The sequence below is a fragment of the Shewanella sp. JNE2 genome (assembly GCF_023159115.1).
GTDB classification, from domain to species: Bacteria; Pseudomonadota; Gammaproteobacteria; order Enterobacterales; family Shewanellaceae; genus Shewanella; species Shewanella putrefaciens.
The window spans coordinates 287,366-309,018 of record NZ_CP096169.1 but is presented as its reverse complement, the minus strand read 5'-3'; the positions used below and the strand labels follow the sequence as shown (position 1 = coordinate 309,018).

General features: G+C 46.8%; 23 protein-coding genes. 14 read left to right on the top strand and 9 right to left on the bottom strand.

Features of this window, described 5'->3' with window-relative positions:
• Nucleotide 1: 1 nt before the first annotated feature.
• From MZ182_RS01475 to MZ182_RS01430, 10 genes are all read left to right on the top strand, one after another.
• Nucleotides 2–2,437 (top strand): MMPL family transporter, encoded by a 2,436-nt coding sequence (locus MZ182_RS01475; RefSeq protein ID WP_248069555.1) that lies wholly within the window; start codon nucleotides 2–4, stop codon nucleotides 2,435–2,437.
• A 23-nt stretch (nucleotides 2,438–2,460) separates the two neighbouring features.
• Nucleotides 2,461–3,750 carry an NAD(P)/FAD-dependent oxidoreductase gene (locus MZ182_RS01470; RefSeq protein ID WP_248069547.1) on the top strand — a complete coding sequence of 430 codons (1,290 nt, stop codon included), beginning with the start codon at nucleotides 2,461–2,463 and terminating at the stop codon, nucleotides 3,748–3,750.
• A 4-nt stretch (nucleotides 3,751–3,754) separates the two neighbouring features.
• Nucleotides 3,755–4,519 carry a DUF3261 domain-containing protein gene (locus MZ182_RS01465; RefSeq protein ID WP_011787686.1) on the top strand — a complete coding sequence of 255 codons (765 nt, stop codon included), beginning with the start codon at nucleotides 3,755–3,757 and terminating at the stop codon, nucleotides 4,517–4,519.
• A 46-nt stretch (nucleotides 4,520–4,565) separates the two neighbouring features.
• Complete coding sequence (locus MZ182_RS01460; protein WP_248069545.1) at nucleotides 4,566–5,765, top strand: beta-ketoacyl-[acyl-carrier-protein] synthase family protein; 1,200 nt, start codon at nucleotides 4,566–4,568, stop codon at nucleotides 5,763–5,765.
• A 4-nt stretch (nucleotides 5,766–5,769) separates the two neighbouring features.
• Nucleotides 5,770–6,303, top strand: a complete 534-nt coding sequence (locus MZ182_RS01455) for a hotdog family protein (protein WP_248069543.1) — start codon at nucleotides 5,770–5,772, stop codon at nucleotides 6,301–6,303.
• A gap of 112 nt (nucleotides 6,304–6,415) precedes the next feature.
• Entirely contained in the window at nucleotides 6,416–7,141 is a 726-nt protein-coding gene (locus MZ182_RS01450; RefSeq protein WP_248069540.1) for a 3-ketoacyl-ACP reductase FabG2, read from the top strand.
• Nucleotides 7,142–8,401 (top strand): beta-ketoacyl-ACP synthase, encoded by a 1,260-nt coding sequence (locus MZ182_RS01445; protein ID WP_248069538.1) that lies wholly within the window; start codon nucleotides 7,142–7,144, stop codon nucleotides 8,399–8,401.
• Between the two features lie 31 nt (nucleotides 8,402–8,432).
• Entirely contained in the window at nucleotides 8,433–9,176 is a 744-nt protein-coding gene (locus tag MZ182_RS01440) for a hypothetical protein (protein WP_248069536.1), read from the top strand.
• Between the two features lie 477 nt (nucleotides 9,177–9,653).
• Nucleotides 9,654–9,896 carry a type II toxin-antitoxin system Phd/YefM family antitoxin gene (locus MZ182_RS01435; RefSeq protein ID WP_011787680.1) on the top strand — a complete coding sequence of 81 codons (243 nt, stop codon included), beginning with the start codon at nucleotides 9,654–9,656 and terminating at the stop codon, nucleotides 9,894–9,896.
• 8 nt (nucleotides 9,897–9,904) lie between these two features.
• Nucleotides 9,905–10,204 (top strand): type II toxin-antitoxin system RelE/ParE family toxin, encoded by a 300-nt coding sequence (locus MZ182_RS01430; protein ID WP_014609651.1) that lies wholly within the window; start codon nucleotides 9,905–9,907, stop codon nucleotides 10,202–10,204.
• Nucleotides 10,205–10,455: 251 nt separating this feature from the next.
• Here the strand turns inward: MZ182_RS01430 and MZ182_RS01425 are convergent, their stop codons facing one another.
• Both MZ182_RS01425 and MZ182_RS01420 read right to left on the bottom strand, forming a co-directional pair.
• Entirely contained in the window at nucleotides 10,456–11,322 is an 867-nt protein-coding gene (locus tag MZ182_RS01425) for a DUF6236 family protein (RefSeq protein WP_025008029.1), read from the bottom strand.
• Nucleotides 11,323–11,555: 233 nt separating this feature from the next.
• The gene (locus MZ182_RS01420; protein WP_061782969.1) at nucleotides 11,556–11,759 is read right to left on the bottom strand and encodes a hypothetical protein; all 204 of its coding nucleotides are present in this window, start codon (nucleotides 11,757–11,759) and stop codon (nucleotides 11,556–11,558) included.
• Nucleotides 11,760–12,334: 575 nt separating this feature from the next.
• Between MZ182_RS01420 and MZ182_RS01415 the strand changes: the two genes are divergently transcribed.
• Both MZ182_RS01415 and MZ182_RS01410 read left to right on the top strand, forming a co-directional pair.
• Nucleotides 12,335–13,351, top strand: coding sequence for an IS110-like element ISSpu22 family transposase (locus tag MZ182_RS01415; RefSeq protein ID WP_014609791.1), 1,017 nt, complete (start codon nucleotides 12,335–12,337; stop codon nucleotides 13,349–13,351).
• A 512-nt stretch (nucleotides 13,352–13,863) separates the two neighbouring features.
• On the top strand, nucleotides 13,864–14,340 hold the full coding sequence (locus MZ182_RS01410; protein WP_248068224.1) for a GNAT family N-acetyltransferase: 477 nt from the start codon (nucleotides 13,864–13,866) through the stop codon (nucleotides 14,338–14,340).
• A 51-nt stretch (nucleotides 14,341–14,391) separates the two neighbouring features.
• On the opposite strand, the gene MZ182_RS01405 is transcribed toward MZ182_RS01410, so the two are convergent.
• Complete coding sequence (locus MZ182_RS01405) at nucleotides 14,392–15,579, bottom strand: benzoate/H(+) symporter BenE family transporter (RefSeq protein ID WP_248068227.1); 1,188 nt, start codon at nucleotides 15,577–15,579, stop codon at nucleotides 14,392–14,394.
• 163 nt (nucleotides 15,580–15,742) lie between these two features.
• On the opposite strand from MZ182_RS01405, the gene MZ182_RS01400 reads away from it, so the two are divergent.
• Nucleotides 15,743–16,309: a helix-turn-helix domain-containing protein gene (locus tag MZ182_RS01400; protein WP_248068230.1), complete on the top strand. Its 567-nt coding sequence runs from the start codon at nucleotides 15,743–15,745 to the stop codon at nucleotides 16,307–16,309.
• 136 nt (nucleotides 16,310–16,445) lie between these two features.
• Here the strand turns inward: MZ182_RS01400 and azoR are convergent, their stop codons facing one another.
• The 6 genes from azoR to MZ182_RS01370 all read right to left on the bottom strand — a co-directional run bounded on the left by azoR (nucleotide 16,446) and on the right by MZ182_RS01370 (nucleotide 21,085).
• On the bottom strand, nucleotides 16,446–17,042 hold the full coding sequence (gene azoR, locus MZ182_RS01395; protein WP_248068233.1) for an FMN-dependent NADH-azoreductase: 597 nt from the start codon (nucleotides 17,040–17,042) through the stop codon (nucleotides 16,446–16,448).
• Nucleotides 17,043–17,230: 188 nt separating this feature from the next.
• Nucleotides 17,231–17,764, bottom strand: coding sequence for a hypothetical protein (locus MZ182_RS01390; protein WP_011787673.1), 534 nt, complete (start codon nucleotides 17,762–17,764; stop codon nucleotides 17,231–17,233).
• Nucleotides 17,765–17,775: 11 nt separating this feature from the next.
• Nucleotides 17,776–18,996 (bottom strand): S1 family peptidase, encoded by a 1,221-nt coding sequence (locus MZ182_RS01385; RefSeq protein ID WP_248068236.1) that lies wholly within the window; start codon nucleotides 18,994–18,996, stop codon nucleotides 17,776–17,778.
• Between the two features lie 156 nt (nucleotides 18,997–19,152).
• Nucleotides 19,153–19,596 (bottom strand): thioesterase domain-containing protein, encoded by a 444-nt coding sequence (locus MZ182_RS01380; protein WP_025008027.1) that lies wholly within the window; start codon nucleotides 19,594–19,596, stop codon nucleotides 19,153–19,155.
• 95 nt (nucleotides 19,597–19,691) lie between these two features.
• Nucleotides 19,692–20,129 carry a D-aminoacyl-tRNA deacylase gene (gene dtd, locus MZ182_RS01375; RefSeq protein ID WP_248068238.1) on the bottom strand — a complete coding sequence of 146 codons (438 nt, stop codon included), beginning with the start codon at nucleotides 20,127–20,129 and terminating at the stop codon, nucleotides 19,692–19,694.
• A 71-nt stretch (nucleotides 20,130–20,200) separates the two neighbouring features.
• Nucleotides 20,201–21,085 (bottom strand): virulence factor BrkB family protein, encoded by an 885-nt coding sequence (locus MZ182_RS01370; RefSeq protein WP_014609646.1) that lies wholly within the window; start codon nucleotides 21,083–21,085, stop codon nucleotides 20,201–20,203.
• Nucleotides 21,086–21,166: 81 nt separating this feature from the next.
• Here MZ182_RS01370 and MZ182_RS01365 point away from each other — a divergent pair, with 81 nt between their 5' ends.
• A complete protein-coding gene (locus MZ182_RS01365; protein WP_014609645.1) occupies nucleotides 21,167–21,388 on the top strand; it encodes a hypothetical protein in 222 nt (73 codons plus the stop codon).
• Nucleotides 21,389–21,653 lie beyond the last annotated feature (265 nt).

Below are 21,653 nucleotides of genomic sequence, written 5' to 3'. Positions count from 1 at the left end.
CATGGCCGCCAATTTCGCCGCGCGCGCCAATCAAGCGCTAATACAATCATCCCCTAAATGGCGCCTCGCCATTTGGTTACTATTGATGCTGTCTGCCAGTCTGTGGACGCTGCAACTTTGGCAAAACGGCGCACGGGTGCAGAGCGATATTCTCGCCATGCTGCCGCATTTACAGCAAGACAAACTCACCGAACGCGCCCTTAACCAAGTAGAAGCCACGCTCGCCGACCAAGTCTATATTGCACTTGTCGCCAAGGATGAAACCACGGCAATCGCTGCAGCTAAGCTGTTGATACAAAAGCTTGAAACTGACCTTGTTACTGGCAGAAATGCTGTACTCACAGAGATTCGCAGCGCCGATATGCAGCTCGGTGAAGCCTTGGGGCAATACTATTTCCCCCACAGATTTAAATTACTGACAGCACCACAAGCTGAGGCGTTAGCAACGAAAGACATTGGAAATCTGATTGAAGCGGCCACCGCACAGCTTTACAACGCCTTTAGTTACGCCAATAGCAACTTGCTTGCCCAAGATCCGCTGCTGTTATTCCCCGCCAATTTACTCGCCCTCGCGCCGAGTTCAAAAGTCAAAGCCAGTCAAGGTATTCTGCTGGCTAATCAAGGCGATAATGTCGCTGCGGTTGTTATGGCAAAGGGCCAAGAAAGTGCTTTTAATCCCAATGCGCAATTGGCGCAGATGACGGCATTAACCCTAGGATTGGATGCGGTTAAACAAAGCTATCCCGATATTACCCTGCTTAAGGCTGGTGCCCTGTTTCACGCGATTGCAGCGACCCAAACGGCTAAGAGTGAAATCTCGATCCTCGGTCTTGCATCCTTACTTGGGGTAATAGCTTTAGTCTGGCTGGCGTTTCGTTCTGTGATGCCGCTACTGTTGGCAATCGTTACCATTTCCAGCGGGCTGTTGCTGGCCGTGACGTTGACCTTAAGCGTGTTTGGCGAGCTGCATTTACTCACCTTAGTGTTTGGCACTAGTTTGATTGGCATTGCCATCGACTACAGCTTTCATTTTTACTGCGAGCGCTTAAGCGATACCGAACGGAGCGCTCAGGCGACGGTCGCGTATATCTTCCCCACTGTGACGCTTGCCTTTATCACCAGTGCCTTAGCTTATGTGGGCATAGGTTTAGCGCCGTTTCCAGGGATGCAGCAAGTGGCTATTTTCTGCGCCGCGGGGCTGCTCGGGGCCTATCTCACCCTCATTCTCGCCTACCCACTGTTAGCGGGAAGTCGTTTGCCATCGGGCTCCCGCCCATTAGCGTTAGCGGGGAAGTACCTTGCCAACCTCACTCAGTTATCCAACAGATTGACCACGCCGTTAGGCATGGGCATGTTTGCTTTAGTGATAGTGGTGTGGTGTCTGGTTGGCGTAACAAAGTTAACCGTCGATGACGATATTCGCCATTTACAGCAAAGCCCCGTGAGCGTGACTGAACCTGAAAATAAGCTCAGGCAGCTACTCAGCGGCGGCACAGATAATCAATTCTTACTGGTACGCGCCGCGAGTGAAGAGGCACTACTACAACAGCTTGAGCGAGTGTCGCCCATGCTCAATGCTGCCATAACAAACCAAGAGTTAGGCAACTACGTCAGCCTCAGCCGATATCTGCCCAGCCATCAAAGGCAAGACACGGCTTATCGCTTACAGGGTGAAATCTATCAAAATCAGATAGATACTGTGCTCACAAGCCTTGGGTTGGATGAGAACTTAAAGCCAGAGCTGCAAGCAAGCTACTTAGCAGCTAAAGAGCAATATATCAGTCCAGCAGATTTCTTTACGCAAGAGGCAGGCAAGCAACTCGCACCGCTGTGGCTAGCACCAAATGGCAAGGCCACCGACTATAACGTTCTAAATGATGGGGCGAGCGCTGAGTATGGTGCCATTGTCTTGCTTGGCGGCATTAAACAGATCGACGCGATCAAGGCGCGCTTTGCCAATGATCAAAGCGTACAACTTATCGATAAAGTCGCGGATATCTCCGCCGTCATGGGCCATTACCGACTGTTAACCCTAAAGCTGTTAGCGCTCGCACTCGGTATCGCACTCTTGTTGTTTAGCCTGAATTTTGGCATTAAAAAAGCCGCGGTTGTCGTTGCCGTTCCAGCCCTTGCGGCCTTGCTAACGCTTGCAACCTTAGGCTTAACGGGCTCGCCACTGAGTCTGTTCCATGCACTCGCGCTCATTTTAGTTTTCGGGATTGGGATAGACTACAGCTTGTTCTTTGCCTCTGCTCAACAGCACGGCAAGGCAGTGATGATGGCGGTATTTATGTCCGCCTGCTCGACCCTATTAGCCTTTGGTTTACTCGCCTTTAGCCAGACCCAAGCGATTCATTATTTTGGTTTAACCCTGTCGCTAGGTATAGGTTTTACCTTCTTACTTTCGCCACTGATTTTAACGACTAAAAAGTCCTGATAACGACAAGGAACGTACTTTACATGCCTACACCCGCTCACAATTTATCGGCTATGCCAAATTCACTTGCCGTCGATGTGGCTATTATCGGCGCAGGACCTTCAGGCGCCATTGCCGCCAGCTTGCTACACCAACAAGGCAAGCGCGTGCTGGTGTTAGAAAAACAACATTTCCCCCGTTTTTCCATCGGTGAAAGTTTACTGCCCTGCTGCATGCAATTTATCGAAGAAGCCGGCATGTTAGACGCACTCAATGCCGCTGGATTCCAGCATAAAAATGGCGCAGCCTTTCGTCGCAATGGCACTTACACTACCTTCGACTTTACCGATAAATTTACCCCAGGGCCGGGCACCACATTCCAAGTGCAGCGCGCCAGTTTTGATAAACTGTTAGCCGATACCGCCCAAAGCCAAGGGGTCGAAATCCGCTACGGCGAAACCGTCGAGGCGATAGATTTAACCGAGAATCCATGCTTAATGGTGCGCAATGAACAGGGCGAGCTTTATCAAATCAGCGCCCAATATGTGCTTGATGCCAGTGGTTTTGGTCGCGTGTTACCCCGCTTGCTCGACTTAGAAAGTCCATCTTGCCTACCACAGCGCAGCGCCATCTTTACCCATGTGGAAGACAACATCAGCGATCCTAACTTTGATCGAAATAAGATTTTAATCAGCGTCCACCCTGAGCATAAGGACATTTGGTATTGGCTCATTCCCTTTAGCAATGGCCGTTGTTCACTCGGCGTAGTGGCAGAACCGCAATTACTTGCGCGTTTACAAGGTTCGCTTGAGCAACAATTGATGAGCATAGTCAATGAAGAACCAGGACTAAAAGCCCTACTGGCAAACGCTAAGGTGGTGCAAGAATGCGCCACACTCAAGGGTTATTCAGCCAATGTGTCACGGCTTGCGACCGACAAGTTCTCCCTACTGGGTAATGCCGGCGAGTTCCTTGATCCGGTATTTTCCTCCGGCGTCACTATCGCCATGCAATCGGCATCGATGGCAGCAAAATGTGTGACTAAACAACTCAATGGCGAAACGGTTGACTGGCAAGCCGATTACTCAGCACCTTTAATGCAGGGGGTGAATACCTTCCGCACCTATGTGCAAGCTTGGTATGATGGCCGCTTTCAGGATGTGATCTTCTATGAAGAACCGAATCCACGCATCAAGCAAATGATTTGCTCGATTCTGGCGGGCTACGCTTGGGACCTCAATAATCCCTTCGTTAAAGACTCGGAGCGCCGCCTGAATATGGTGGTCGAATTGTGCCAAAACCAAGTTTCCACTCCTGAATTTTCAGAGGCGTAACCGCATGTCGCTCAACTTTAACGCGAAATGGCGAGTGTTCCCCGCGCTACTGATCATCAGTCTAGGGCTGACTGGATGTAGCGAACTGCTGTTCAGGCAAACCTGTGTCGGCCTCGCTAAAGACATGCGTTATTGCTTGGCGCCACTGCCCCATGATTTTGCCCCCGCAGCCGATAAGCCTCTGACTAAGCCGACGGCCAAACCCGCCGACATTAGCAGCCCGCAAACCGACAGCAAAGTTAAGCTAACTTCGCCCCAGTCCTTTAGCCAAAAGGTCAGCATTAAAGTGGGTGATAAATCCCACGAGCTACTCACTCAATTAGAGTTAGAGAATGAGCGCATGACGCTCGTTGGCTTAGCACCACTCGGACAGGCTTTATTTACCTTAGTTTATGATGGTAATACACTCAGCAGTGAACAAAGCGTGCTGCTAGGGGACAATTTTAAAGCTGAGTATTTAATGGCGATGATGCAACTGATCTATTGGCCTGAGCAGAGTATTCGCGCCCATTTAGAAGGTGGTCATTTAGTCACAGGCCTTTGCGATACGGTTGGGGGAAATCAGGGCGATGCACTTGTAGGCACCCGAGTGAATACAATCCCTTGTCGCCAGATCTATAGTCAAGACACCTTGATCAGTAAAAGCGGCCAGCAAACCCATGTGGTGCAAATCCGTTATCAGCAAAATATCGGCGATGCTCTTTGGCAAGCCCACATCAGCTTAACTATGCCACAAGCTAAATTTGAGCTAGAAATCGAACCTATTTAATCTGTTAGCATCCGCACTTAACTGTGCCATGGTAAAAAGACACACAATGATGAACAGAGTAGCTATTACACAGATTGGATTGTGTACCCCGCTAGGGCAAGATCCCCAGCAGGTTTTAGACCGCCTGATCGCCGGTGATACCAGTGCGATGCTGCGCAGTGACACTCTCCTGTTCGAGCACCCAACCTTAGTTGCCCCCGTGACGGCAGCGCTACCAACCATTCCCGAAAAACTCATTCAGTTCGATTGCCGTAACAACCAATTACTGCTGTGCGCCGCACTGCAAATTGCGACCACAGTTGAACAAGCGAAACGGGGTTTTGGTCATGCCCGTATTGGTGTAGTGCTAGGCACGAGCACGTCAGGGATTTCAAAAGGTGAAGCCGCGCTGAGCTACCGCAATCAACACGGATACTTTCCGGCGGATTACCACTATTTCCAGCAAGAACTCGGCAGCACCAGCGACTTTTTACGCCAATATTTTGAGCTCGATGGTCCCTGCTACACAATTTCAACCGCCTGCTCATCCAGCGCCAAAGTGTTTGCCAGCGCTAAACGCCTATTACAGGCTAACCTCTGCGATATGGTGATTGTCGGCGGTGTCGACAGTTTATGCCAACTCACAGTCAATGGTTTTCACGCCTTAGAATCTGTCTCGAAAGGCCACTGCAATCCTTTTAGTATCAACCGTGATGGCATCAATATCGGCGAAGGCGCGGCGTTATTCACCCTCACTTTGGGCGAGTCAGAGGTCATGCTAGCGGGTATTGGCGAGTCGAGCGATGCGCACCATATGTCGGCGCCACACCCCGAAGGCGCAGGCGCCATCACTGCCATGCACGCGGCATTGCAAGATGCACACATTGCAGCAAAAGACATTGGTTACATTAACTTGCACGGTACAGCCACGCCTAAAAATGATGCGATGGAAAGCCGCGCCGTGGTTGAAGTGTTTGGCGTGAACACGCCTCCTTGTAGCTCGACCAAGCCCTTAGTCGGCCATACCTTAGGTGCCGCTGGCGCCATTGAAGCCGCCTTCTGTTATTTATTACTTTCAGCACATAATCACCGCCAAGCCCTGCCGCCCCATCAATGGGACGGACAAGTCGATCCACAGGATCCGCCCATTGCATTGGTCGAGCGCCATCAAGTCGCCGCTAAGGGCGCGCTTAATTATGTGATGAGCAATTCCTTCGCCTTTGGCGGCAGTAATGCCAGCCTGATTTTCTGCCGTAACGAGGCCTAGTACCATGCAGTTACTTAAGATCAACAAACCCTTTGCCGAACAGAATATTGCCGATTTTATTCCCCATAGGGCACCGATGATTTTGCTCGATAAAATCATTGGCTATCGGCGCGATAACCTAGAGACCGAAGTCACTATCACGGCCAAGAGCCCCTATTTCGATGACAAACATCAATCCGTACCCAATTATGTGGGTATCGAATATATGGCCCAAAGTATTGCCGCCCTTGCGGGTGTTGAGGCAAAGCTTCGCAATGATAAAATCCGCGTGGGTTTTCTATTGGGATCGCGCAAATTAACCTTGTATGCCAAGCAATATGAGCTCGGGCGCACCTATCGCACCCAAGTCAGCCGCCTCTATCAAGAGGAATCGGGATTAGCGGTATTCGATTGCCAAATTTATCTGCTGCCCGAAGCCGGCTCTAACCTAGAAAAGAGCTTAGTGGCCCAAGCCAATGTAAATGTGTTCCAACCTCAGGACACACAAGCCTACCTTGCAGGCAATCAAGACGCGGCAAATAGAAGCCTTGGGCACTAAAGCAATGATGTAGATAAAAAAGCCTTAAAGCGCCTTAACAAGCTACCTTTTTACCATAAATACATGCAACCCCATACCGACACATAACGATAAAATGGGGTGGAGAAAACAGATGAATAACAGAGTATTAGTTACCGGTTCGAGCCGTGGCATTGGTAAAGCCATCGCCCTAAAACTCGCCGCTGCGGGTTTCGATATCGCCCTGCATTACCACAGTAACCAAGTAGCTGCCGATGACACTGCCGCGCAAATCCGCGCGCTTGGGGTGAATGTGAGCCTGCTGAAATTTGATGTCGCCGACCGCGCAACCGTCAGAGCCGCCATTGAAGCCGATATCGAGGCCAATGGTGCCTATTATGGCGTGATCCTCAATGCTGGTATCAACCGCGACACCGCCTTTCCTGCTATGACAGAAAGCGAGTGGGACAGCGTCATCCACACTAACTTAGACGGTTTTTATAATGTCATCCACCCCTGCGTCATGCCTATGGTACAAGGTCGCAAGGGCGGGCGCATCATCACCTTAGCCTCAGTTTCTGGCATTGCGGGCAACCGTGGCCAAGTCAATTACAGCGCCTCAAAAGCGGGTATTATCGGCGCGACTAAGGCATTGTCATTAGAGCTGGCAAAACGCAAAATCACCGTCAACTGTATCGCCCCCGGCTTGATTGAAACCGACATGGTGGCTGATATTCCTAAGGATATGGTCGAGCAATTAGTGCCGATGCGCCGCATGGGTAAACCCAGTGAAATCGCCGCCTTAGCCGCATTTTTAATGTCTGACGATGCCGCCTATATCACTCGCCAAGTGATATCAGTCAATGGAGGCATGATCTAAATGAGCGAGCCGACAAATCAAACCCGCTTAGGGAAACGAGTGGTTGTCACTGGCATTGGCGGCATTACCGCCCTGGGCCATGATTGGGAGGCGATAGCGGCGAGCCTTAAGGCGCAGAAAAACTGTGTTGTCACTATGGGCGAATGGGATAAATACGATGGCCTCAATACCCGCTTAGCCGCGCCCATTAGCGACTTTGAAGTGCCAAGCCATTATTCGCGCAAGAAAATTCGTTCTATGGGTCGGGTTTCTATCATGGCGACCCGCGCCAGTGAACTTGCATTAATCGATGCGGGATTGTTAGACGATCCTATCGTGTCCTCGGGTGAAATGGGTATCGCCTATGGCTCGTCCACTGGCAGTACCGATGCCATCATCGCCTTTGGCGATATGTTGAAGACCGGTGATATGTCTGGCGTCACCGCCACGAGTTATATCCGCATGATGGCACACACCACAGCGGTAAATGTGGGGGTATTTTTCGGCTTAAAGGGCCGAATTCACACCACTAGCAGCGCCTGTACCTCGGGGAGCCAAGGCATAGGTTACGCCTATGAAGCCATCAAATACGGTCATCAAACCTTAATGTTGGCGGGCGGCGGTGAAGAACTCTGCCCCACAGAGGCTGTCGTGTTCGATACCCTGTTTGCCACTAGCACTAAAAACAGCACTCCCGAACTCACGCCACGCCCCTTCGATGCGAGCCGTGATGGCCTAGTGATTGGCGAAGGTGCTTGTACGCTGGTACTCGAAGAGCTAGAACACGCCAAGGCGCGCGGCGCCAAGATTTACGCTGAGTTAGTCGGTTTTGGCACGAATTCAGATGGCCAACATGTCACTCAACCAAACGCACAAACCATGGAAATCGCCATCAGATTAGCCCTCAAAGATGCACAGCTTGAGCCTAGCGCCATAGGCTATGTCAACGCCCACGGCACGGCGACCGACCGTGGTGATATTGCCGAGAGTCACGCGACCCATGCGGTATTTGGCACTAACATGCCGATTTCATCCCTTAAAAGCTACACGGGCCACACCTTAGGCGCATGCGGTGCACTAGAAGCTTGGGTGAGTATTGAGATGATGAATGCGGGCTGGTTTGCGCCGACACTCAATCTTGAGAGTATCGACCCACAATGCGCCGATTTGGACTATATCCGCAACGAGCCGCGCCCAATCGATACAGATTATGTGATGAGTAATAATTTTGCCTTTGGCGGCATTAATACCTCGCTGATTTTTAAACGCTGGGCCCAATAACAACATATAAAAACCACATAAGGACATCACCATGAAACCACTGTTTGCAGGTATGCTGCTTAGCATCAGTTTATTAAGCTCGCCTTTATTGGCTCAGGAATATACAGTTGAAACCTATCAAGAAATCTTTAAGGGTGATAACCAATTCAAGCAAAAAGAAGCCATTGAATCACTCACCATCGCTGGTTTATCCGATCCTGCCATTTTTGATGCGCTCGAAGCAAAGCTACTCGCATCTTTGCCCCAAGCCACTGAAAAAAATGCCATTGACTACAGTGCTTGGTTAGTCAAAGGCTTAGCTTATTCAGGCAATGATAAGTACAGCGAAACCATCAACAAGATTGTTAATGGTGATTATCCTAAAAAACTCAAAAAATACGCAGGTCAAGCTTTAGAAAACATAACGATATATAAAAAATGGAATGCGATTCTTGCGGATAAAAGCCAATATACTGCCGATCAAAGTCAGCAAAATAATGCCTTTGCCAATGCCCTACGCAGCAATGATTTAGAATTAATGCGTCTCGCAGCTAAACGCATCATGGATGACCGCCAGTACGATGATTTTATCCTTGCCGTACTCAGTAACGAATTGAAAACACCACGCTTAATGGCCGATGACAAACTCGCCATCGATACCTATGCCAACATGGCAAAAGCGCTAGCTAGTTCAGGGAATACCGCTTACCGCGATGTGATTGAAAATATGGCAACCACGAGCTCAAACAAAAAACTCAAAAACTACGCCAAGAGTTATTTGAAGAAATACTACTAAACCTACCCGTTTTACCCTTAATCGAGTAAATCATGGCCGAGCTTATCCTCGGCCATTTTTATATCCGTTTGGATAGTTTTGAATATGAGGAAGTAAAAATTAACAGTGGGTGGCTTAGAGAACTCATTCCATCACATTGATATGAAGAAAGTGTTGGAAATAGTACTGAGCGATCTATCACTTCAACGGTTTGGATTGTAGCGTTTGCTGGTACCCACTCATACAGGCTTGCCATGGCATTGACTCACCGACGCGCTGCAAATGGGGCTGACGGCCGTCTCGCCAATCACCATGGTTTGCCTTTCGAGTACTTGTGTCATCTGTAGGTTTAAAAGGCTAGTGCAATTTGCCATGAATGGTGATTTGTTAAATTGGCTTCTCATTTGCGTTGAGCTTAAATCGCACGATTTAATCGTTTTGACCGTTTCGCACAATGCACTATACTGCCACTGTATTTCCAAATAAGAGGGCTTATTCGTGCAAACATTAACAGCCAATGACGCCAAACGAAATTTCGGTGAGTTACTGCTAAACGCTCAACGTGAACCCATCAAGATCAGCAAAAACAGTAAAGATGCGGTTGTTGTGATGTCTATTCACGACTTCGAACAACTTGAGGCGATGAAAGCGGATTACCTTAAACACTGCTTCAACGCTGCTAAAGAAGACTTAGCGAAAGGTAATATTGTTGATGGTGAAGATTTTCTTAACGCCCTGTAGCAACTTACATGAAAAATAAACGCTATAAACTGAGTAAGTTAGCTCAAACTCACTTACTAAAGATTAAAGACTACACCATTCAACACTTTTCTGAGTCGCAGTGGCACAAATACAAAGAAAGCCTAATATCCGGCTTGCAAATGTTAGCCGATAACCCCGGATTAGGCAGAAGCTGCGAAGATATTTACCCCAACGGATTCTACTTTCCGATTGCTAAACACACCGCCTACTTCACAAAAGAAGACGACTTCATCCTCATCGTTGCCCTGTTAGGCCAGCCACAACTACCACAAAATCATCTGAAATAGTCTCACCCCTTTCATAGAGCAGATATAAAAAGTAGGAGTGAGGCCAACCATGGTACTGACTCGACGACACGCAGCGAGTCCATCCCTGGATGCTCGACCGCCCCGTCCATGGGGCGGACGGTCGTCTCACCAATCACCATGGCCAGCCTTTCTAGCATCTGCGTAGCCTCTAAGTTCAAAAGACTAGAACTAACATTTAACGATGGCCTGCTTCACCAACCATTTTGGAAAAACGAACAATAGAAGTCTTGTTATAGGGCGGGGAGCACCTTCTCTTTATGCGCTAACGCTAAGTAACCTAACGAAGACTGACTCTTAGCTGGTTCAAAAATTGTGGAGACTTTAGCTTGCAACTTTATTAATGAAACTAGTCCACCTGCTATAGCCCCAAGAGGTAAGTCTGTTGGGTTGGAAAAGAAGTCAAACACAGCACCTGCTGCCACACCTTGAGCTATTTTTCCACCGTCTAAGTTAAGCTGTGCTGAAAAGTCGTATTTACGAGTCATTTTCCAACGTTCGTTTGATACTTGATTCAATTCTGATATTGCGGTTTTAAGATCAGCAACAACTCTAGTTGAGGCAAAGTCTGGATCAGGAGAATTAATTATCTGGGTATAAAGGTCATCTAATGATTTATGCAATACATTTAGTTGGTCTCGCCTTCTATTTTTGAATTCTAAGACATCTTCTATAGGTATATCTCCAGATGGAACTGGCAAAGCATTAACCAAATCAAATCGTAAATTCGGTTGCTGCATCTGGAATTTACTTGGTAACACAAGCGATGAGCCCATTTGATGTAAAACCCAATCAACTTCGCGATTTGATGCTAGTAAATCTTCCGCAACTTTTGCCTGAGCAAGAGCGAATGAATGGCCTAAATCAGATCCACTCCATGTACCAGAGAAACCTACCAGGGGCCGTTCTATAACACCAGTTTGGATAAGAATATCTTCTTCAGGAACTCCCACATACACTAGGTTACTGCCGGGTATCACGACCTTATCCCAATACAAACTGTAGTATCGAATTTCCTCTTTTGAAATTGAGCGCTTCATAGTAAAGCCACTCAAAGTAATATCAATTAGTGCTGGTGACGCAACGACGCCTCTTTCCATCAAATGCACTCCTAATCTTCAATTAACCCTATAACGCTCAAATTTAGCGCGGAAAGTCGCACAGTGGGTTGAGGTCGCAGCCATCGCTTTTTGCTGGCGATAAGATTTGCTTATTACGTGAATTATTCACTGTACCGACGGCTCACAGAGACTTTGCCGTTTTCAAGTTCAAGAACATCCAGAGCTACTTTGCTATAGCTAAAATCCGAACCATCTGACCGCTGCCCCTTCGCTTAAAACTTGTGCTTAATAGAAACTACATTGTAACCATACTGATAGTCGATGATTTCTGCTTTGTATTCTGTATGAACACCAAAGTAGCGGCTCATCCCTTTACGCATCATGTCTTTACCATTAGGTTCACGAGAATCGTCAGGCGCATTTGGAAAATGTTGGTTGCCAACGTCATCGGTAAGATAAGGATAAATAGCGCTCAAGATCGTCCTTTGTTGCATTCGGTTGCTGAGTCATTATCTGCGCGTGGTGATAAGCTTTAACGAAAGCATCGTAATCAAAATCATCAGTTGGCGGGCGAGAGGTGAAAAATACTAAAGCTATTATAAAGATAATTAACTTGCTCACACGAACTCCTTTCCAAAAATTCACATAACGTCTTAATATTTATGCACTGCGCTGTTTGTCGGGTATAAATCGCTTATTTGACTTAGCCACTACCACGCCCATGTTAATTGGTATAAATGATGCTATAGGAATTTGCTTTTTTGGGGTAGCTGTTTTTTATACAGTTTAGAGGGTAATCACTTGATATCGTTTCAGCTTTATCATTCAAAATCTAAGAACACTCACAGATTAATTCACTGGTGACGCAGCAAGCTTTAGGGCTATAAATTTTTAGCTGAAAAACAGCTGAAGGGTCAGTTAGGATTGTCATTGTTGCACCAGTGACCTTCTAAAACATGGATAATGGAATGGACCCATCCACTTTAAATCGGCCTCGCAATGGGCCACGATGTAGTCGCTAAAACTCATCAGAAAGAGGACGGGTCCACCTATGAAGATTACTACAATCGGTTTAGATATCGCAAAGTCTGTTTTTCATCTTGTTGGTGTTGATAAAGCTGGCAAGTTAATCAAAAAGAAAATGCTTAGACGCAAAGACTTGCTGCCCTTTGTCGCGAAAATTGAGCCTTGCCTTATCGTTATGGAGGCGTGTGGCGGCGCGAGTTATTGGGCCAGAGAATTTGAGCAATTTGGGCACATAGTTAAGTTAATTGCCCCGCAGTATGTGGTTCCTTTTAGGCAAGGTAATAAAAATGACTACAACGATGCGCTAGCCATTGCGGAGGCTGCGCAGCGACCCAACATGCGGTTTGTAAAACCCAAAAGCGTCGAGCAGCAAGATGTGCAACTGCTCCACCGTATGCGGGAACGATTAACTAAACAATCAACAGCTTTAATCAATCAAGTCAGAGGGATGCTAGCGGAATACGGCATTGTGATGACCAAAAGTAAATCGGCTTTTAAAGCCCAGCTACCTGATATTTTGATCGATGAAGCCAATACACTGACCACCAAGGGTAGAGCCATCTTTTATCAGTTATATGATGAGGTTATCGACATTGAAAAACGGCTTAAGAGTTGTGACACTCAAGTACTAAACGAAACTCAAAACAATGTGATTTGTCAGCGATTACAGACTATCCCTGGTGTTGGGCCTGTCACCGCTACGGCGATTTATGCTGCAGTGGGTGACGGTAAAGACTTTAGCAATGGCCGACATTTTTCAGCTTGGTGTGGCTTAGTACCTAAGCAGCACAGCAGTGGCGGGAAAGATAACCTCCTCGGGATAAGTAAGCGGGGAAACGCCTATTTACGTACGCTGTTCATCCACGGCGCCAGAGCGGTGTTGCGGCACAGTGGGAGTAAGTCGGATAAGTTGAGTTGTTGGGCTATCCAGCTAGCGGAACGCCGAGGTTTCAATCGTGCGTGTGTGGCCGTCGCGAATAAGCTCGCCAGAATGTCATGGGTTATCGCGGCACGTGAAGAAGAGTTTCGGCTCGCTATGTAACAACATCAAATGTACTTATTATGTTAACGATTAACCAACCAGCAAGTTGCTAAGACACTTGATTTGATGATGAGACAGTCAGACTGATCTACTAAAAACCTTACGAAAACACAGGCTCTGATGAAGCCGCAGGGATGATAAGGACAGTAGAAGCAAATATCCATCAGGGCCAGAGGAATCCCTCAATAACAGGCCGAATATATGGGTGCAATGAACTCTTCTCAAAATTGATATCGAATGTCTTGCAAACCGGATGGGTCCATATATGTTTTAGTAGAGCCCTCAGGGATGAGTTTATGGCGTGTCACTGGGGAAACAATGGCAATGAATGCCACGCAACTCAGTTATCTTGCTTTGGGGCATTTACGCAGTTGATATAAGAATTTATGTATCTCCTCATCTAGTTTTATGGCTTAAGATTTGCTTATCCACCACGGCGCATTGGCAAATAGATAACAAAGCGATGACGCCATTATGGATAAGCCACAATAATAGGGAGCACCCGATCTGCCATGACAATCACCATAAGAGCCATGAAAATCATCCTTGATGACCTTAAAGGACCCGAGATAGCGGCATTACTGCAGGAACACCTCAACGATATGCGGGCAACCTCTCCGCCTGAAAGCGTTCACGCATTAGATCTTGATGGCCTGCGTCAGCCCAATATTCGCTTTTGGACCCTCTGGGATGGCAACAATTTAGCGGGCTGTGGTGCACTAAAATGGTTAGATACCGAGCATGCGGAGATCAAATCCATGCGCACCGCCGCGCCCTATAAGCAGCAAGGTATAGCATCTAAGATATTGCAGCACTTGATTAACGATGCCAAAAGCGCTGGCGTCAAACGCCTGAGTCTAGAGACAGGTTCGATGGACTTCTTCAACCCCGCTCGCCTGCTCTACTGCAAATTTGGTTTTGAAATCTGCGGCCCCTTCGACACCTATCAACTCGATTCCAATAGCGTGTTTATGACGAAGAGAATCTAAAACACATGCGCCTTAGTCTTTGAAATTCATCTCTAAGGCGCTTTGCTGCAGTTAAGTATTCGCTCGCTTAACTACTGATGCAGTTCTGTGCCCGTTCCACCAATGGATGATAAACCCAAGTAATAACCCCCAGAATGCACTACCAATACCCAGCACACTAAAACCCGATGCGGTGACCAAAAAAGTGATCACTGCCACTTCGCGATCTTCCGTTTTAGCTAATGCAGCGGTCAGACTATTGGCAATAGTGCCGAGCAGGGCTAATCCGGCGATGGCCAGTACTAATTCCTTCGGGAAAGCGGAAAACAGACCAACCACAGTGGCACCGAGTAACCCAGTGATAAAGTAAAATACCCCGCCCCACACCGCCGCCCAGTAACGAGTCGCGGGATTCGGATCTGCTTCTTTACCCATACAAATCGCCGCTGTGATGGCGGATAAGTTAAAGGCAAAACCGCCAAATGGCGCGAGAATAACCCCTATTAACCCTGTGCTCGTGATCAAAGGTGAAATGGGTGGCCTGTAACCATTACCGTGCAGCGCAGCAACGCCCGGCATATTTTGCGAGGCCATAGTCACCACAAACAGCGGTAATGCTACACCAATCACACTCGCCAACGAAAACTCAGGTGTCGTCCACACCGGCATCGCCAGTTGCAACTGAACCGCATCTAGCTTGAGCAAATCTAATTGAAAACTCATGCCTATGCCCACCAGCAAGGTCAGCAAGATGATGTAACGCGGCGCAAAAGGCTTAACGACGACAAACACCAACAGCATGATTAATATGAGGCTCAACTGGGTTTGCATCGCCTGAAATAGCCCTAGCCCAAATTGCAGCAGGATCCCCGCTAACATGGCGGAAGCCACCGACTGCGGCATGATACGAATAAGTTTATCCATCCAGCCCGCCACCCCGCAAAGAGTAATTAACATCGAACTCACCAGAAAAGCGCCTATGGCTTGGTTGACGCTCAATCCCGCAAGGCTAGTCACCATCAGCGCTGCGCCCGGTGTAGACCAAGCCGTTAGAATAGGATTCTTGTAGTAAAGCGATAACCCTATGCTGGTCACCCCCATGCCCACACCTAAAGCCCACAGCCATGAACTGATTTGTGCTGGTGTCGCCCCCACAGCCTCCGCCGCTTGAAAGATGATCACAGCAGAGCTGCTATAACCCACTAATACCGCAATAAATCCCGCTGATATTTTTGATAAACTCCCTGCATCTCGCCACATACCCACTCCCTTTTTCTGCAATTGCTGTCGCCATTACTTTGTGCGCTATAACTTATAAAATGAACAAGATGGCTTTTGTGCGCTATAACGTACGAGATGGACAAGATAACACCTGTGCGTTATAACGTACAAACTAAATTTTTATAAAAATGATGGGGCCATTGTGCAGACGATAAACAGCTATCTCGCCACCACGCTTAAAGCACTTCGCAACCAAAAGGGATGGAGTTTAGATAAAGCCGCCCAAGAGACGGGCGTTAGTAAGGCCATGATAGGACAAATCGAGCGCGGTGAATCAAGCCCAACCATTGCGACGCTGTGGAAAATAGCCAGTGGATTCAATATCTCGCTGTCGACCTTTCTCGAACCCACACCCCAGAGCCAAGGCGCTGTATTCCGTAAGCCCGACGAGTTACGCCAACAACCCGCTACCGACGGTATGCTAGTCGCCTCACTCTTCCCCTTTGAAGAGCGCTTCGGTTTCGAGATGTTTGAGCTCACGCTGCTGCCACACTATGAGCGCCTTTCTGAGCCCCATGAAACGGGTGTCACTGAGCATGTCATTGTCTTGAGCGGTACTATGGAAGTGCTAGTCGATGGCGAGTGGCAAACACTCAACCAAGGTGAAGCAGTACGATTTGCGGCCGACAAACCCCATGGCTATCGCAATCTAAACGAGCAAGCCGTGGTATTCCACGACATCATTCACTACCAACGAGGCAGTATCTAGTAACCTCCAGCCAATTACCCCAGAATAGCGTCTGCGGTAAACCAAGGGTGCAACCGAAGTGAGATAGGTTATTGGCACTACTCAAACAAAAATGCCAGCTTATATAAGCTGGCATTTTATTAAATTTATTTGACTATTAAGCAGTTAACAAATCAATACTGTGTTTGGCTTCGCTCATGCCTTTATCGTGTGCTTCTGGCCCCATATTCAGTGCTTCGGCGTAAACCACTTCAACATTGGTGATACCTATAAAAGCTAAAACCGTTTTCAAGTAAGGTACAACGTGATCGGTTGGGCCATCTTTGTGAGCGCCACCACGAGTCGTCACCAACACGGCGCGTTTACCTTCCACTAATCCTTTTGAACCGGTTTCGGTGTAAGTAAAAGTCACACCAGCGCGGGCAATAAAATCGATCCAGTTTTTAAGTTGGGCTGGAATGGTAAAGTTATACATAGGTGCCGCGATAACGATAGTGTCGTTCGCTTTTAATTCAGCGACTAAGGTATCTGATAAGGCAAGCATTTCTTGCTGACGAGCCGATAATTCGGCGCCACCACGTAGACCAGAAGCGATTTCACCGTCTACCATAGGCAGTACGTCTTTACCGCCTAAATCACGTACTGTAATAGCGGCGCCTTGGTTTTCCCAGTGGTTCGCTAAGTGGTCAATTAACACGGCAGATTGTGAATAACCGCCAAGAATGCTTGATTTTAAAATTAAGACTTTAGACATAATCTGCTCCGAAAATAGGTAAATGACTCAGAGTCAGATGGAATATCTCAACTCTATGACGCTAGTGTATTAGCTCATAAAAAAGAAATAAAGCGGATAAAATCTGAGATTAGCTTCGATTTTTTAGAAAGGTTACACCAAAGGCTAGCACAGCTAGCCTTTGACATTTGAAAATCAATCGCTCAAAACTATTGAACAAAATAATAGTTGTACTCGTTAATGAGATGGGATAATTCAGGGACTTTTTGAATATCTTCAATAAACTTATCCGTAGTTGTCATCGCCCAGGCCAAACTATCTTTATCAAGGCTATACAATCCCTCGTTAGAATACATATTGTGAGCCTTGGTGAAATTCTCACGATAACTGACACTGGCAACCACCTCATTGTGGACCCTAAACTCATAGGTCAGCACCAAATCATTATTGGTCACCATAGGCAACAGCCCTAGGGAACCACCCGCTAAAATAGCCGAGGTCAATCCCGCGGCCTCTCCCCCTGCTGTAGGTTCCATGTTATAAGTCACAATGAGCTTTAGTGGATTACCGATATTCTCTTTATCCATTTTTTCAAATAAAGGTGTGCCCTTGAGTTTGTTATAAAAGTCTGTTGAATCAATGGTACTGATAAAAAACACTGGTGGAAGTACCGTTGTTTGCGCCTTAACGAATGGGCTGATTAGCAACAAACCCAGCATTAAAATACGAAGCATAAATGGCATTGGAAACATCCTTATTGATAGCAATTTAGTTGTACTACAGCACCAAGCGCAGCCGCATTTGCCGTTCGAATATCACCCTTCATATTGGGCTCTACCGACTGATAACTAATGTGGTGTTTATCTAAAAAGCAGGCAGCATATTTCGCATCGAGGGCAAAGTTAACATTCTGCGGTAGCGCGCCCGATTCACGCAGACTCGTCACATTTAACGTACTGACGGTGATACCTAATAACTCCCCGCCGTCAGAGACCACTGGGCCGCCACTAGAACCAGGTTGGATCGGTGCCGAAAACTGGAACTGTCCAACCGCGCCTTTTAATGCCTCGCGCGAACTAATATTGCCTCGCGTTAAATTAGGTGAAGCCGCCAATAATCCCTGTAAGGGATAACCAACATTGGTAATGGCCTCACCAAGAAAAATCTCTGTACCTTTACGCAATGGCAAGTATTGCTCCACTGGTGTGCCCGTACTGACAACCGCTAAATCTAATAGGGTCGAGCTAGCCTCTACGACCGCATCAAAGGATTTATCGCCAACATTCACCTGTGTCACCATGCAATTTTTGAGTACATGGGCCGCAGTAACAATTTGTCCCTGCGGATTAATATAAAACCCCGTCCCGGTACTGACTGGTTTTTTCATATTTGCGAGTAAATTCGCCGATACATCTTTCATTGCATACTGCGCAGGGTAGTTACTTGCAGAAGGCGTTAACGCATTTAGCACATCGACAATCACTAACTGAGTCGCTCGCAATGATGCGTTATAAAGCCCTAAACCATCCCCAAGATAACCAATATCTGTCTTAAAGGATTTTTGTCCCTCTCGAATAGGCTTATCGGAACCATTAAATACCCGATAACTCATGATCATTTCTGCTTTGCCCGATTCAAATTTCCACTCGGGATCGATATCGATCAATAACCCATATTGATTAGCTTGCGTGCGGTCTAACAGCTTAGCATTTGAAAAATAAGCACCAAAACCATCCTTCACACCATCACTGAGTGATTTTCCTGGATCGACCCAAATATTCCATTTCTCTAAATAAAAACGATTATTTAACTGCGAATGTGGCAAATAATAGGCAACACTCACATCCACAGGGAGCGTAATGGACTTATTCAGTACCACACCCTTAGGCAATTTATTTGCATTTAATTTGGTATTCGCGCAGCCACTAAGATGAAAACAGAACAGAACAATAAGCACACTGGAGAGAAATCGCATCGGTTATCCTTAATATCAATGCAAATAGCACTATACAGCGTAAACGAACCGTACAGACTATGGAGGATGCAATCTAAGTTGCATTAAGCCAAAGATTCTATTGCAAGATTAAAACAACATCAACGATGAAAGAACACAAAAAGCAAACAATGACAACTATTTAGTAATATTTGGAATGCTAATATAGAGGCCCGTAAATTCAGCGCATCGTTGCTCACCACAGTAAAGTTCAACCACAAGTCGGACTTTAGCTTTTCGTCCTGCAGATAATCCAGCTAAATTGGCATCCTGCCATACCACGCGTGCAACAGGTTGTGAACTCACAGGTGCGAGATAACGCATATGGGCATCAGCGAGCACAATATCACCCGCCACGCCTATCAACTGTTGATTAAGCCACACGGCCCCCCAGCCTGTTAAGGTCATCAGTGTATAAATGCTGCCCGCAAACATGGTCTGATGCAGATTAATATTGGGCGTTATCGGCGCTGTGACTCGAAACTCTCCCTCACTGTAATCGAGTGGCACAATCTGCATAAACTCGCTAACGGGGATCGTACTGTGCCAAGTCTGGCGTAATTTGATGAGTAATTGATCCATGCGCATTTCCCTTAATACTCCCTCTTGGTACAAGCGACATTGATTATGTCTAATACTCAATCACCGGGGCCCCAAGATAAACATCTCGATAGAAGTTACACCTGCAGATTAAAGGTCACTGGGCCATCATTGACTAAGGACACTTGCATATCGGCACCGAACTGTCCGGTTTCTGTAGTAACACCCTTATCGCGGCAAAAAGCAACAAACTCTTCATACAATGTCAATGCCTGATCTGGCGTACCTGCCCCAGAAAAACTCGGCCTCAAGCCTCTGCCTGTATCGGCGGCCAAGGTAAATTGTGACACGACTAATAAAGATCCACCGACTTGTTCTAAATTGAGATTCATCTTGCCATTTTCATCGGAAAACACGCGATAACTCATCACCTTAGTGGCTAATTTTTCCATTTTTTCGCGGTTATCTTCCCGCTCAACCCCGAGCAAGACTAACAAGCCTTTATCAATTGAACCTAGGGTTTGGTTATCGACCAACACGCTGGCACGGCTCACTCTTTGAATTAACGCTATCACAACTTTTCCTTTATATTTATATGGTTATACTGCCAACATAAAACCTATTACCGCAATTAATCGGCAAAAACTTAAGTTTTCGTACTCGCTTCGTCCTTATCGAAACTCGATTCATAATCGAGATACTCGGGCATAGCCGCGGTAATTTCTGCCCCCAGTAATACAATCATCCATGACAGATACACCCACACAAATAAGATAGGAATCGTTGCTAAGGCACCATAAATAGCCTCATAACTTGGGAACTGAGTGACATACAAAGCAAAAGCTTTTTTCCCTAACTCAAACAGCAGCGCTGCGACTAGTGCCCCTAATAATGCATGTAAAAACTTCACCTTTTGATTGGGTACGACCATGTATAACAACAGAAATGCTGCGACAGAAAACAGCATAGGTAAACGCTCAATAAACAGAGGGACAACACCAGAAAAAGTCTCATCTTCAAACAGTTTTAACGAAACAACATAGGAGGTCGCCACCAAACTTGCACCAACCAAAACAGGGCCAAGCGTGATCACCATCCAGTACATTGAAAAAGCCACCACCACAGAACGCTTCTCTTTAGTGCGCCAGATATTATTAAGCGACTTATCGATAGCGGAAATCAGCATAATCGCCACCACAACAAGTGCCGCAATACCGACTGCGGTGCCCTTAGAAGCATTTCCTACAAATTCATTGATATAGATTTGCACTGTATCGCCAGCAGCGGGGAGAAAGTTCTCATAAACAAAGGCTTCAATCTGTCCACGTATTCCCTTAAATACAGGGAAGGCCGATAGCATAGACATAGTCACCGCCACCAAAGGAACAAGTGATAGCAAAGTGACATAGGCTAAATGTCCCGCCCGAATATTGATTTGATCTTCCACTAAGCGCAGCCTTAAATGCTGTAAAAAGCGCCAGATCCCAAGGAACAAGACTCGAATTTGTGCTACTTCTATCTTCTTAGTCACGGGTTTCTCTTGATTCTGTTGGTATAGACTCGTTATCTTCGTACAATAAACACTTAATTTACAAGTCTAAGGAGTGAATTGATGTCTCAACAAGGATCCGCTGGTAATGTTATCGCTGCCATCGCTAGTCTGTTTTTCCCCGGATTAGGCCAACTGCTACAGGGCAGAATAATAGCTGCACTGCTATTTTTTGTGATTACCGTTGTAGGTTACGCCCTGTGGTGGCTAATCGTACCCGCCGTTATAGGGGCAATCTTTCACCTATGGGCTATTATCGATGCGGCGAAATTTAAGGCTGACTAAGTTCACTTCGCAATAGTATAACCACTGAAAAGACTAATAACGTCAGTCTTAACTCAAAAGACAAACAAATCGAACAGCTATAATAAAGCTAAAAATCAATAAGTTAATAAATAAACATTAAATCCAAGCTGTTAGTTTCAAACCAAAACTAACGGCTTAGTCTGATCCATTTAAGGGCAAAAATGGATTGGTAAATAATCAAAACAATGAGTAACACTCTAGCCTCTAGCCTCTAGCCTCTAGCCTCTAGCCTCTAGCCTCTAGC